The sequence below is a fragment of the Calothrix sp. NIES-2100 genome (assembly GCF_963875285.1).
Lineage (GTDB): Bacteria > Cyanobacteriota > Cyanobacteriia > Cyanobacteriales > Nostocaceae > Aulosira.
Map to the genome: position 1 here is coordinate 9,243,486 of NZ_CAWNLA010000001.1, position 14,280 is coordinate 9,257,765.

The window sequence follows — 14,280 nt, forward strand, 5'->3', positions numbered from 1 at the left end:
TAAATTGAATTTGTAGAATTATATATTCTCGCTAAAGTGAGATTTAGCGATCGCTCTCAAACTACAGTTATGAGCTTGAACATGGGATGACTAAGCACAAATTGACACTAGTTACCTGTGTTGGTTGTTTATTGCTGGCAATATATGCATTAGCATCATATTGGAGCCAGCGCCGTGAATGTGCGATCGCTAATTGCAAATCACCTATCCCCCAAGCTGTCGGTGGGGGAGTACCCCAAGCGCAAATCTCAACAGACAAGTTACGTCTGCAAGCTCAAGCTATTACTGTCAAAGTCATGTCAAAAGAATTCTTGGGTTCTGGGATTCTTTTGCAAAAACAAAACTCTATTTATACAGTTGTCACTAATGCTCATGTCCTCAGAGCCGGTGATGCTCCCTATCGAATTCAAACACCTGATGGGCACATATATGCAGCGACTTTACCTCAAAACGCAAACTTTGGCAAAAATGATTTAGCAATATTGCAGTTTCGCAGCCCTAAAAAAAATTATACAGTATCATCGATTGGTTCTCAACCAATAGTAGGCGATGAAGTGTTTGCTAGTGGTTTTTCTGCACAAGAAGATGAAGAAAAACAAACATTTAATTTCACTACTGGTAAAGTCTCACTTTTACTACCCAAAGCTTTAGAAGGTGGTTATCAATTTGGTTACAGTAATGATATCCAAAAAGGGATGAGTGGCGGTCCATTACTCAATCATCGCGGTGAATTAGTTGGTGTCAATGGAATGCAAGCCAATCCTTTGTGGGATGCGCCTTCTGTATTTGTGGATGGTTCCGAAGCTGATAAGGATTTACATAAGCAAATTAATCATCTCAGTTGGGCTGTCCCGATATTTGTAATTCGTAAATAGACTAACGGAAATAAATGTAACTGTATTCAGAAGGGGAAACGGGAAAGGGGACAAGGGGGACAAGGAGGACAAGGAGGACAAGCAATTCAAAATTCCGCCATCTTCCTTCTGACAAATGACAAATGACAAATGACAAATGACAAATGACAAATGACAAATGACTAATTAATTTCAAATGATTTAATCATTGTTTGGGCGGTTTGCAGAAATGTATCATAATCATCTATAGCAGCAGTGTAGACGATAATGTATGCCTTATCGCCATTTAAAGTCCAAATCCGCAAATTTTTTAAATTGTTTTCCTCATTTGTGACAGTATAAATTAATTGATACGCTTTTTTATGCGCCAAAGTAGTTGTATTGCTACTAGTAATTTTCGAGTTGCTGGAATTTTTAATTTCTTTAACAAATTCGGTTTGCGAATCTTCTAAGGTTTTGGAAAAGTCTTCAACTTTGATGGTTAGCTGTTCTTGAAAATTATCTTTTGGGCTTTGTTTAGGCGATAAAAATTTTACCCATTCTCCAGTAATCGGATTTTTCAAATCTTGTCTATCCCAATTGTCAGGATATTTTATTTTGATATTTAAGTCGGAATCTTCATAGGATAATAATTCTCGAGGTGGCGTTGGTGGTTGCGATATCGACGGTTTAAAGATAATAAATATGGCAATAGATGCGGCGACAACTGTAAAAGAAGGAATTATCCATTTCCAAGGTATTGCATCAGGTATATATTTGTGCAGAATTGTTGGGGGTAATGTTGAGTTTAGTGACAGTTGTTGTAGAGCTTGTAATACTTTCTCTGCTGACTCATAACGCTGGCGAAAGTCATAACGCACCATTCTATCTAAAATAGATGCTAGCTCTTTGTGAACCTGTGCTTGATCGCGCCAAACAATTTCATGATTGACATCTTTTGGTAATTGTTGTGCTTGTATTCCTGTAAGAGCTTGAATACCCAGTATTCCGACTGCATAAATATCACTACCAATCACAGGATTACCAGATGTTTGTTCACTAGGCATATAGCCTGGAGTCCCAACAGCAACACTTATTTGTGTTTGTCCAGAAGAAAGAACTATTTGGGTACTAATTTGTTTAACGGCACCAAAGTCAATTAAAATAATTTTACCATCTGTGCGGCGGATAATATTTGATGGTTTGATATCGCGGTGAATTACTTTTTGCTGATGAATAAAAATTAAAACTTCTAAAATATCTTTTAACAGTTGAATTGTATCAGCTTCGCTCAATTTTGTCCCAGGAAGCAATTCGTGACTCAAGTCCTGTCCGGCAATATATTCTTCAACTAAATAAAATTCTTGATTTTCTTCAAAGTGCGCCAAAAGCTGGGGAATTTGGTCATGCTTTCCTAACTTTTCTAAAGTCTCAGCTTCGGTTTGAAACAAACGTTGTGCTTCGGTTAAAGTTCTGGGATTGGTAGACATGGGTTGAAATTGTTTGACAACGCACTTGGGATTTCCAGGACGTTGGGTATCTTCGGCTAAGAAAGTCACTCCAAACCCCCCTTTTCCGATTTGTTTGAGAATTTGGTAACGTCCACCAAGCTTTTGATTCATTGATATTCACCCATTAATCCTAGAACTGATGACCCGCTGGCTTATATATAGCCATCCTAAATCATTTACTAAAAATTAATATTTCTTTAGGCTGGGCTAGTTTATCCTTCTCAAGAAATATTTTCGATGCTTGCCATAAAAGTTACATAATATTCCGAATATTTTCGTATTTTTGTTTTCTTAGGTACTTCCCAGTCAAAAAATATTCCATTGCTATTATTAACGGTTTACGGTTCACAGTTAACAGTCAACCGTTAACGACTTGTTCCCTGCTTGAAGATAATGCCATAACATTTGGTGATTTTTTTGACACAAAAGGCTGAAGATCTAACAGCCAACTTTAATTTTCTTCATCTAAGAAGGTAATTTTTACTGATATGTTTAAGTATTATGCAGAAATTCTGCAAATTTAGTTTGTCAATAGCGATATTTTCCCGATAATTAAATTTATACCCTTTTCTACTAGTCAAACACACATAAATTTATGGTTGGCAATTTAGTCAGTTCCATTTTGACCAAGGGTGCTAGAGTTTCTGGCGTAGCTTTGCTCATGGCATCTACGACAACTGTAATTATGCATCAGCCTAGTTATGCTAGCAGCCCAGCTTTTAGATGTGCTAAGAGCCAGGGTAAGCCTGCAACCGTTGTGTATACAGAAGATGGCCTACCAAGACCAATAATTCGCTGGAGTGACGAAAAGTTTTTCTCTTCTAAGTTGACGGCTTTAGAACGCTGTAAGCAAGTATCTTACAGATTTCAACAGAACTATGACAGCGGTAATCTCAGAACTATTATCTCTGGAACAGTCAATGGTTATCCGGTAGTCTGCGCTGCTGTGAGTACAAACGATGTTTGCACCAGCAAAAGTGTTTTATTTACCCTCAAGCGAGGTGCGAATGCGCGACTGGCGGCGGAAAGGCTGTTAGATAGGCGTGGTTTAGCTTCGGGAAGGATTCTCAATCAAAATAATGATGATACGCAAATCTACGTTGATTTTGATACCTTCTTGAACAACATCCCACCGGAAAAGTAAAAATTTCGGAGTGAGTGAATGCAGACAAGTAGGGAACATCTACAGACTATCGGGAAATTCTCGATTTGCTTAGTGTTCCCTACAATTTACCGATTTTTTGCATTAGCATCTGAGTAGATAGTTGGTGTTTGTATACATTTTGACTATGCAACAAGTAACTATGTTTTGGTGAATGCGGTGGTGTATGCTGCTCAGATCCCCGACTTCTTCAAGAAGTCGGGGATCTAAAATTAAAAAAATTGGGTAAAAAGATGAAATATTATTACACGCTGTCACCGGCGCTGATTGGTGTATCAATGGTATTGGTGCAGTCGCAGGTAGCATTAGGATTATCTGCACCCGAAATTGAAAAAATCGCCACAGCAATTACAGTCAAAATTGTTAATACTCAAAATGCTACCGATTCTGGTTCGGGAATCATTATTAAACGTAATGGCAATAGTTACACGGTACTAACTGCTTATCATGTCGTTAGAAGTGGGCAAAAATATCAAATCTACACTCCCGATGGGCAAAGTTATCAAATAAAATCGATGCAGCCCCTACAAAAGACAGATTTAGCAATTTTAGAGTTTAACAGTAACAAAAGTTATAGCATTGCCAAAATCGGGAACTCGGATCAAGCCACACGCACCACGACTGTTTATGTTGCAGGATTTCCGGCGAAGACAGCAAATATCACTAACCCAGATTTTTTATTCTTTAAAGACGGAAAAGTGTATGCTAACGGTACTGCCCAACGTGATGGTTACAACATGATTTATGATGTGCCGACATTAAAGGGAACCAGTGGCGGTGCAGTGTTAAATGAACAAGGGGAAGTGATAGCAGTTCACGGCAGAGCTGATGAGCAGGAAATTAGCGAAAAGAGCCAGAGTAAAATTATTATTGGCATTGGCACGACTATCTATTCAGCAGCAAGGCAGATGTTAGCAATGGGGGTAGATTTGGGAGTAAATCTGCCAAGTATGAATGGGACGACTGCACCCAAAGCCGATGATTTTTATATTATAGCCAGCGATAAATATGACCAGAAAGATTATCAAGGGGCGATCGCTGATTACACCGAAGCGATTCGCCTCAATCCCAACTATGCGGAAGCTTACAATGACCGAGGTGTAGCCCGCTACTATTTAGGAGACAAGCCCGGTGCGATCGCTGATTACAATGCTACGATCAAGATTAATCCCAAACATGCTTATGCTTACTACAACCGAGGATTAGCCCGCGCCGATTTAGGAGATAATACTGGGGCGATCGCTGACTATAACATTGCCCTCAAGATTAATCCTAACTATGCCGATGCTTACAATAATCGAGGAATAGCCCGCGCCGATTTAGGAGATAAGTCAGGGGCGATCGCTGATTACAATACGGCGATTAAAATTAATCCCAACTATGCCTATGCTTACTATAACCGAGGAATCATCCGCGCTGCTTCCGGAGACAAGCAAGCGGCGATCGCTGATTATAACATTGCGCTCAAGCTTAATCCCAACTATGCCTATGCCTACAACAACCGAGGAATAGTCCGCGCCGATTTAGGAGAATACCCAGCGGCTATAGCTGATTATAATACGGCGATTAAGATTAATCCCAACTATGGCGATGCCTATTACAACCGAGGAATCGCCCGCCGTAAATCAGGAGACAATGCTGGAGCGATCGCTGATTACACCATTGCGATCAAGATTAATCCCAAAGATGCTGAAGCCTACTACAACCGAGGCAATGCCAACCGCGAATCAGGAAACAATACTGCGGCGATCGCTGATTACACCTCTGCCATCAACATTCGACCCCAATATGGCGATGCCTACAATAACCGAGGCATTTCCCGTGTCGCTTTAGGGGAATACCCAGCGGGTATAGCTGATTATACCACAGCGATCAAGATTAATCCCAAGTATGGCGATGCTTACTACAACCGAGGATTAGCCCGCCGCAAATCAGGAGACATTCCAGGGGCGATCGCTGATTACACCTCTGCGCTGGTGATTAATCCCAAAGATGTGGATGCATACTATAACCGAGGAAATGCCCGTTACGATTTAGGACAATACAAGGAAGCGATCGCTGATTGCAACGCTGCGCTCAAGATTGATCCCAACTTTGCCAATGCTTATTATGGCAGGGGTTTAACCCGCTATCAATTGGGAGATAAAAAAGGAGCGATCGCCGATTTGCAAAAAGCCGCTGAACTACTTCAAAAACAAGGAAATACAGAGTGGTATCAAAACGCTTTAGAGTTGATTAAAAAATATCAACAATAGAGCATGGCATCAATAAGATTGTAGGTTTTATTGACAATTTGCTGGTCTGCTATTGTCTATTTAAATTCATAATTAATCTTGTTTTCTACATATCAACTTATATTATGTCCGAGTAATTAATTATGATGCCTATAGTCACTGCACCCCACCCCTAACCCCTCCCCGCAAGCGAGGAGGGGAATCAGAAGTTTTTTCCTATTTCCTGGTGTATGCAATTTATGACGGCTACTTACTTATATCATGTCCGAGTAATTAATTATGATGCCCATAGTTACTGCACCCCACCCCGCCTCACCTGTCTCCCCTCCTCGCTTGCTCTTAGGGGATTAAGGGGTGGGGTTCTGGGGATTTAGTAAGTAATCAAGCGGACAGAATATTACACTTTTACAAACAGCCTAATTACTTGATTTTATAGATGATGAAATATTATTACACACTGTCATCGGCGCTGATTGGCGCATCAATAGTATTGGTACAATCGCAGGTAGCATTAGGATTATCTGCACCCGAAATCGAAAAAATTGCCACAGAGATTACAGTCAAAATTGTTAACACTCAAAAGTCCACTGATTCCGGTTCGGGAATTATAATTAAACGCTCTGGCAATAGTTACACTGTCATCACTGCCTATCATGTAGTCAGAAGTGGGCAAAAATATCAAATCTTCACTGCCGATGGGGAAAGTTATCAAATAAAATCAATACAGCCCTTAGCACAGACAGATTTAGCAATATTACAGTTTAACAGTAATAAAAGTTATACCATTGCCAAAATCGGAAATTCCGATCAAGCGACACGCACCACGACAGTTTATGTTGCTGGGTTTCCGGCGAAAACAGCAGCTATTTCTCAGCCCGGTTTGTTTTTTAACAAAGGACAAGTAAACGCCAATGGCACAGCGCAGCGTGATGGTTATAACATCATTTACGATAATGATACTTTAAAAGGCATGAGTGGGGGTGCAGTCTTAAACGAGCAAGGGGAAGTGATAGCAGTTCACGGCAGGGCTGATGAGCAACAAATCAGCGACAAGAGCCAGGGTAAAATTGTCACGGGCATAGGAACTACTATCTATTCAGCAGCAAGGCAGATGTTAGCAATGGGGGTAGATTTGGGGGTGAAGTTGCCAAGTATCAATGTGGCTACTGCACCCAAAGCGGATGATTTTTATCTTAAAGCCAACGATAAATATGATCGTAAAGATTATCGAGGCGCGATCGCTGATTACACTGAAGCCATTCGCCTAGATCCGAACTATACCTATGCCTACAACAACCGAGGAAATGCCCGCGACGATATAGGAGATAAACAAGGGGCGATCGCTGATTACAATGCTGCTATTGAGATTGATCCCAACTATGCCAATGCTTACTACAACAGAGGTTTTGTCCGCGATGATTTAGGAGATAAACAAGCGGCGATCGCTGATTACACCACTGCGATCAAGATTGATCCCAACTATGCTCAAGCCTATTACAATCGAGGTGTTGTCCGGGACGATATAGCAGATAAGCAAGGAGCGATCGCTGATTACACCGCTGCGATCAAAATTAATCCCAACTATGCCAAAGCCTACAACAATCGAGGTTCAGCCCGCGACGATATAGGAGATAAGCCAGGGGCGATCGCTGATTTCACCGCTGCGATCAAGATTAATCCCAACTATGGGCTAGCCTACTACAACCGAGGATTAGTCCGCCGCAAATTGGGAGACAATGCTGGGGCGATCACTGATTACACGGCTGCGATTAAGTTTGATCCCAACGATGCCAATGCTTATACAGGTCGAGGAAATGCCCGCAACGATTTAGGAGATAAGTCTGGGGCTATAGCTGATTACACTGCTGCTATCAAGATTAATCCCAACGATGGCGATGCCTACTACAATCGAGGAATTGTTCGCAAAAATTTACCCGACAAGCCCGGTGCGATCGCTGATTTTCAAAAAGCCGCAGAGCTTTATCAGCAACAAGGCAAAAAAGATGATTATCAGGATGCGGTGAATCAAATCAGAAAACTTCAATAGTATACCCGGTTGTCTGCCGATTAGGTACAGGCGTAGGGGTGGGGTTTCCCCCATACGTGTCAACTTAACGTGAAACCCTTGCCAGGATATGATTTGATACAAAATCACGTAGCACCAAGATCCGCGCTACCCCACCCCAGTTTTGTCTAAAAGCCAAAACTTCCCCTCCCCGTTTACGGGGAGGGGATTGAGGGGTGGGGTAAAATGCCTGTGGAATAAGCGTTTTGACTTAAGTTGACACCAATGGGTTTCCCCGCCCTCCATTGTATCGCATCCAAATGAGAACCGCTAATGAAATATTTTTTTACGAGTAAGTCCCTGAGCCAAAGCCTGGTTAGATTTTAACAATCAAGAGGATTTGGTAGTTTGCTTGCAGCCAGTTTCCGGGTAACAATCAACTTGAGCGATCGCAATTCCCAAAACTTATGACAGGTTGCAGGTGTCAGATCCCCGACTTCTCGAAGAAGTCGGGGATCTGAACATCCGCGACTCATCACAATTAATGCGATAGACCACTAGCTGTAGTCACCACACAGAAGTCTGTAGTCACCACACAGAAGTCTGTAGTCACCACACAGAAATTTGAATCAACTGCGCAAAATAACTCACTCAGGTTTGTAGATGCCAATGATCAGGAATTTTACCCGTATTTACCCTAAAAATGCCAAAACTAAAGTCCAATAATTAGCTAATTTTGCTGATGGAAAATCTATCTTTCATCAGGCAAGCTAGCTCTAGAATTATCTGACAGGGGTACATCTATAATAAAATTCATTTTTTGTAGTGCGGGCATCTTGCCCGCTGCGTTTGCATTAGAGAGCAAGATGCTCCCACTACGAATTTATTCAAGGCAAAATTGGGATGCTCCCGTTGACGATGATTATTAGCTTAACAGCTTATAAATATACAGTAATGCACCATTGCGGGATGATTAAAAAATATATTATTTAAATAACTTAATTTTTAGTTAAGAATGATAATTGATCGTGTTATAATATTTTACGCTTGATAACTTTTTTACATAAAAATTATCACTGAATTCGTTTATTATTAATTGAAAATCCCAGTTTTTTTTATTTGTGAAAAAATATCCGTTTTGACTGTCAACAGTCAACAGTCAACAAAGTTCTGGAAGGTCGAGCCAGTGGCTAAAGCGAAGAAAACAATCGGAGTACAACAAGTTTTACTTTCTCCTGATAGTGAAACTACAGCGTTATTAGAGTATCTCTGTCAACAAGCAGGCAAGCTATATAACAATTGTGTATACTTTGCCCGTCAGGTGTTTTTTAAAACAGGGAAGTTGCTGACTGGAAAGTTTGATTTAGCTTTTGAACCATCAATTTCAAAAACCTTGATTGCTCAATCGTTACCATCAACGCCTATGCAACAAACATTGATGTCAGTGACAGAAGCTTTTAAATCTTTTAAAGAACTTAGAGAGCTATACTTCAAAGGACAGCTACATTTCAAACCTAAACCTCCTGATTATCTAAAAGGTTCTAAGTTGTTTAAAGTTGCCTATCCTAATTCTGGAGGACAGAAACCAACATTAATTAATGGACAACTTAGATTCTCTTTGGGATTGACAGTAAAACGTTGGTTTGGTATTTCAGAATTTTTTTTACCAATGCCATCAAACATTGATTACTCAAAGATTAAAGAGTTCACCATTCTTCCTAAAAATGGTGCTTTTTATCTTGAGATGTCCTATGAGGTGGAGAAACAAAAGCACGAATTAGACATTAATCAAGCTTTATCGATTGACCTTGGCACTGCTGATAATCTTGCGGCGTGTGTTGATACTTTGGGGAATTCTTTGCTGATTGACGCTCGTGCAATGAAGGCAATGAATCAATTATGGAACAAGAAAGTATCGACTCGTAAAGAAGGTAAACCAGAAGCTTATTGGGACAACTGGCTAGACCGTGTAACTCGTAAACGTAACCATCAAATGCGTGATGGCATCAACAAAGCAGCGAAGCTAATTATCAGCCATTGTCTTAGATATGGCATTGGAACATTAATAATTGGTTGGAATGAAGGCTTTAAGTCTAATGCTGACATGGGCAGACTAAACAATCAAAAGTTTGTTCAAATGCCATTAGGTAAGCTCAAAGACCGATTGAAACAGCTTTGTGATTTACACGGAATTAGATATCAAGAAACCGAAGAATCTTACACGTCAAAAGCCAGCTACTTAGATGGCGACTCCCTGCCCAAGTATGGCGAAAAACCTCCAGGGTGGAAAGCATCAGGAAAGCGCGTTGAACGTGGATTGTATCAGTCAGCTAAAGGTTTAATCGTTAACGCCGACCTCAATGGGGCAGCAAATATTTTAAGAAAAGTAGCCAGCAATCTAAGCTTAGACTTAGGCTTACTGGGTAGACGGTCTTTGACAACCGTAGCGAGAGTTAGACTTTGGGTGCTACCTAAGTTTACTCTGTCCGCAGAATCTCAGTGGCTTCAGCCCTGAGAGTGTCAAACTTTAGGTAGATTTTCTGTGTAGTTCACAGTCAGATGAACAAACTCATAGTAAAAATAATTTTATGACTACTCGATCAAGTAAAGTTTGAACGGTTTGTAGTGAGCGGCTCAAGTCCTCAAATCTAGCACTAAAGTCTTGACTAACTACTAACCGGGCAAATTTAAAGGGAAAAATCATGTCGCAGAATGAAAAAGGCGGAGGAAAAACTTCCCGTCGCGGTTTTTTCGGACAAGCATTAACCGCTGCGGGTACGGCGATAGCTGCTCCGACTTTGCTCAATCAAACCAGCATAGCTAAAAAAGTTACCCCAAATTCCCCAGGAGAGATGACGGTGAAACTAACAGTGAATGGCCAGTTGCAAACTCTGGATATTGAGCCGCGTGTCACCCTACTAGATGCATTGCGTGAAAATTTAGGGCTAGTGGGCAGTAAGAAAGGATGCGATCATGGGCAGTGTGGGGCTTGTACAGTGTTAATTGATGGTCAACGAGTTTATTCTTGCCTAACTCTGGCAGTGATGCAAGAAGATAAGCAGATTGTCACTATTGAAGGTTTGGCAAAGGGCGATACTCTCCATCCAGTACAAGCAGCATTTATTGAGCATGATGGCTTTCAGTGCGGTTATTGCACACCAGGACAAATTTGTGCTTCTGTGGCGTTACTTGAGGAAGTGAAACGAGGTTGTGCTAGTGTTGTCACCGCAGATTTGACTCGTCCCCCACAGTTGGCGGAACTTTCACAACAGGAAATTAAAGAGCGATTAAGTGGTAATCTTTGCCGATGTAGCGCCTACAACGGCATTGTAGCAGCAGTGCAACAAGCACTGGGACAAACACCACCTTCTGCGGTTGCAGATGTGATATTTAGTGAAGCAGGGGAAAGTGCATGAATAATTTTACCTACGCCCGCGCTAGTTCCCTGAAAGATGCAGTTCAAAAAGCAACTAGCGATCGCAATGCTATGTTTATTGCAGGGGGAACAAATCTCGTCGATCGCCTCAAGGTATTCTTAGATCAGCCATCGCAACTGATTGACATTTCGCGATTGGAGATGAAGCAAATTGAAAAAATGGCGAATGGCGGTTTACGTTTAGGCGCATTGGTGACAAATACTGATGTCGCCGATCATGCCGATGTCCGCCGTAATTACCCCATCCTCTCCCGGGCGATTCTGGCGGGCGCATCCCAGCAAATTCGCAACATGGCGACTGTCGGCGGGAATTTACTGCAACGTACCCGTTGTCCTTATTATTACGATACTGCTTTTCCTTGCAATAAACGCCAACCAGGGCAAGGTTGTCCAGCCATCAGTGGAATTAATCGGATGCACGCTATCCTAGGAGCTAGTGAGGAGTGTGTTGCGGTGAATCCTTCCGATATGAGTGTAGCGCTGGCGGCTTTAGATGCGGTGGTTGATGTTGTCGGCACTCAAGGAAAGCGACAAATACCATTTACAGAATTCCATCGGCTGCCAGGAAATACACCAGAGCGAGATACAAATTTAGAGCCTGGGGAGTTGATTACGTCGTTGATTATACCACCATTACCCTTTGCTAAATCGGGAGTTTATTTAAAATTACGCGATCGCACTTCTTATGCTTTTGCACTAATTTCCGTAGCAGCGGCTGTTGACTTAGCAGGCGATAAAATTCAAACTGTCCGCTTCGCAATTGGTGGTGTCGCTCACAAACCTTGGCGCTCAAAAGATGCAGAAGAGTTTTTAATTGGTAAGACTGCTGAAACCACAACCTTTCAACAAGCAGCAGAAATTGCGCTCAAGGAAGCCAAGCCTTTATCTCACAACAGTTACAAAATCGAATTAGCAAAACGAGCAATTCGGCGCGCACTCACGATTTCTGCCAAAGGAGGCGGTGTAGCATGAATAAAGTAATTGGCACAGGTGTAAACCGCAAAGATGGACGAGCCAAGGTAACGGGTACTGCAACCTACGCCGCCGAACATCAAATTCCTGGGTTGGTTCATGGTTATCTCGTCACCGCCAGTATCGCCAACGGACAAATTAAAAGTATCGATACCAGCGCCGCCGAAAAAGCACCAGGGGTAATTGCAGTTTTTACCCCCAAAAACCCACCCAAGATATTTAAACCTGCCAACGATTTTATGTCCTCGAAAATTTATGAGGAGCGGTTACCGTTGTCAGATGATAAAATTTACTATGGTGGGCAAATTATCGGTTTAGTGGTTGCAGATACCTTCGAGCGATCACGTCACGCTGCCCACTTACTGAAGATAGAATACACAACTCAACAGCCCCTAGTAGATGCGAAAAAAGCCACCTTCAAAGATGCACCACCTTTGTTTGGTGAGGAGCTAAAGTTTGAAAAAGGTAATATAGCAGCAGGTAATTCCGCCGCCCAGGTGAAAATTGCCGCAACTTACACCACTGCTACTGAACTGCACGCACCGATGGAACCCCATGCCATTATTGCCCATTGGCAAGATGACAACTCGTTGACAATCTACGAGCCATCGCAATGGGTAGCGGGTTCGCAACGCACCTATGCCCAACTTTTTGGCTTACCAACAGAACGAGTGCGGATTGTCACTCCTTTTATCGGTGGAGCTTTTGGTTCTAAAGCATTCCCCTGGCCTCATGCTATCCTCACAGCAGCAGCAGGGCGACAAATTCAACGTCCCTTGAAAGTTGTCCTCAGCCGCCGACACTTAACAGCCAACACCGGACACCGTTCGGAAACTGAGCAATTAATTCGTTTGGGGGCAACGGCTGATGGTAAACTAACTGTAATTGAGCATGAAGCGAAATCTTGCACCTCACCTGTAGATGTGTTTCCCGAAGGCTGCACCGGCATCACCCCAGTAATGTACGATGCACCAAATCTGCGCCTCAAGCAAGACATGGCCACCTTAAATATTGGTACACCCACATTCATGCGTGCGCCGGGAGAAAATCCGGGGATGTGGGCAATGGAATCAGCCATCGATGAATTAGCTTGGGCGTTGAAAATTGATCCAGTAGAACTGCGGTTAAACAACGAAACCACAGAACACCAGCGACATGGCTTACCCTTCTCCGCCAAGCATTTTGCTGATTGTTTGCGCGTCGGTGCAGATAAATTTGGCTGGAAAGACAGACCAAAACAAGTGCGAACGCTCACTCGTGATGGTAAACTCATTGGTTGGGGAGTAGCCGCCGCCACCTTCCCCGGGATGAGAGGTCAAGCATCAGTCAAAGCCAGGTTGCTAGGAGATGGTACAGCCCACATCCTCACTGCTGGTAATGATATGGGTACTGGTGCTTATACCATTGTTGCTGCTACAGCCGCAGAGATATTGGGTTTACCAGTTGAACAAATCCGGGTAGAGATGGGAGACTCTTTATTACCAGATGGTGGTTTAGCAGGTGGTTCCCAAATGACTGCATCCCTAATTCCAGCAGTCATGTCAGCTTGTGCGGAAGTCCTAAAAACTGCCGACGCGAAAACTGCTCAAGAAGCCTTGACAAAGTTGCAACAATCTGGTCAATCAGCCTTTGAAGCCACAGCTACCAGCGCCCCTGGTGATGAGGCGAAGAAATGGGCATTTCAATCTTGGGGCGCACATTTTTGTGAAGTCAGCATCGATGAAGAAATTGGTCGCTTACAAGTAACGCGGTGGGTGTCGGTGATGGACATTGGTAAAGTCATGAATGCCAAAACCGCAGCCAGCCAAATCCGTGGCGGCGTAATTATGGGTATTGGACAAGCTTTAATGGAAGAATGTCATCTTGACCCCAACATCGGCTACCCCGTAGTTTACGACTTAGCCACATACCACTTTCCCGCCCATGCAGACATTCCCCGCATTGAAGTAATCTTCGTGGGCGAACCAGATTTAAACTTTAACCCAGCCGGGGCGCGTGGTGTAGGTGAAATTGGTATTACCGGAGTTTCAGCTGCGATCGCCAATGCTATTTATCATGCCACAGGTAAACGCATCCGTGATTTACCCATAACACCTGATAAGTTGCTGTAAAGGGGGACGGTTGACG

The 14,280-nt window shown here is 42.6% G+C and carries 10 protein-coding genes; 8 read left to right on the forward strand and 2 right to left on the reverse strand.

What is annotated here, in order from left to right:
* The first annotated feature begins 86 nt into the window (after nt 1-86).
* On the forward strand, nt 87-875 hold the full coding sequence (locus tag AACU32_RS37665) for a S1 family peptidase (RefSeq protein WP_096607335.1): 789 nt from the start codon (nt 87-89) through the stop codon (nt 873-875).
* A 161-nt stretch (nt 876-1,036) separates the two neighbouring features.
* Here AACU32_RS37665 and AACU32_RS37670 read toward each other — a convergent pair whose 3' ends face one another.
* Nucleotides 1,037-2,455: a serine/threonine-protein kinase gene (locus AACU32_RS37670; protein ID WP_096607336.1), complete on the reverse strand. Its 1,419-nt coding sequence runs from the start codon at nt 2,453-2,455 to the stop codon at nt 1,037-1,039.
* Between the two features lie 484 nt (nt 2,456-2,939).
* Here AACU32_RS37670 and AACU32_RS37675 point away from each other — a divergent pair, with 484 nt between their 5' ends.
* The 3 genes from AACU32_RS37675 (at nt 2,940) to AACU32_RS37685 (ending at nt 7,787) form a co-directional block, all read left to right on the forward strand.
* Nucleotides 2,940-3,488, forward strand: a complete 549-nt coding sequence (locus AACU32_RS37675; protein WP_096607337.1) for a COP23 domain-containing protein — start codon at nt 2,940-2,942, stop codon at nt 3,486-3,488.
* Between the two features lie 251 nt (nt 3,489-3,739).
* Complete coding sequence (locus tag AACU32_RS37680) at nt 3,740-5,761, forward strand: tetratricopeptide repeat-containing S1 family peptidase (RefSeq protein WP_096607338.1); 2,022 nt, start codon at nt 3,740-3,742, stop codon at nt 5,759-5,761.
* A gap of 418 nt (nt 5,762-6,179) precedes the next feature.
* A complete protein-coding gene (locus tag AACU32_RS37685; RefSeq protein ID WP_096607339.1) occupies nt 6,180-7,787 on the forward strand; it encodes a serine protease in 1,608 nt (535 codons plus the stop codon).
* 341 nt (nt 7,788-8,128) lie between these two features.
* Here AACU32_RS37685 and AACU32_RS37690 read toward each other — a convergent pair whose 3' ends face one another.
* Complete coding sequence (locus tag AACU32_RS37690; protein ID WP_339378597.1) at nt 8,129-8,281, reverse strand: hypothetical protein; 153 nt, start codon at nt 8,279-8,281, stop codon at nt 8,129-8,131.
* A 671-nt stretch (nt 8,282-8,952) separates the two neighbouring features.
* Between AACU32_RS37690 and AACU32_RS37695 the strand changes: the two genes are divergently transcribed.
* From AACU32_RS37695 to AACU32_RS37710, 4 genes are all read left to right on the forward strand, one after another.
* Complete coding sequence (locus tag AACU32_RS37695) at nt 8,953-10,260, forward strand: RNA-guided endonuclease TnpB family protein (protein ID WP_096608350.1); 1,308 nt, start codon at nt 8,953-8,955, stop codon at nt 10,258-10,260.
* Nucleotides 10,261-10,447: 187 nt separating this feature from the next.
* Complete coding sequence (locus tag AACU32_RS37700) at nt 10,448-11,161, forward strand: 2Fe-2S iron-sulfur cluster-binding protein (RefSeq protein ID WP_096607340.1); 714 nt, start codon at nt 10,448-10,450, stop codon at nt 11,159-11,161.
* A complete protein-coding gene (locus AACU32_RS37705) occupies nt 11,158-12,153 on the forward strand; it encodes an FAD binding domain-containing protein (RefSeq protein WP_096607341.1) in 996 nt (331 codons plus the stop codon). The genes AACU32_RS37700 and AACU32_RS37705 overlap by 4 nt, the downstream gene beginning before the upstream one ends.
* Nucleotides 12,150-14,264, forward strand: a complete 2,115-nt coding sequence (locus tag AACU32_RS37710; protein WP_096607342.1) for a xanthine dehydrogenase family protein molybdopterin-binding subunit — start codon at nt 12,150-12,152, stop codon at nt 14,262-14,264. The genes AACU32_RS37705 and AACU32_RS37710 overlap by 4 nt, the downstream gene beginning before the upstream one ends.
* Nucleotides 14,265-14,280: the final 16 nt, after the last annotated feature.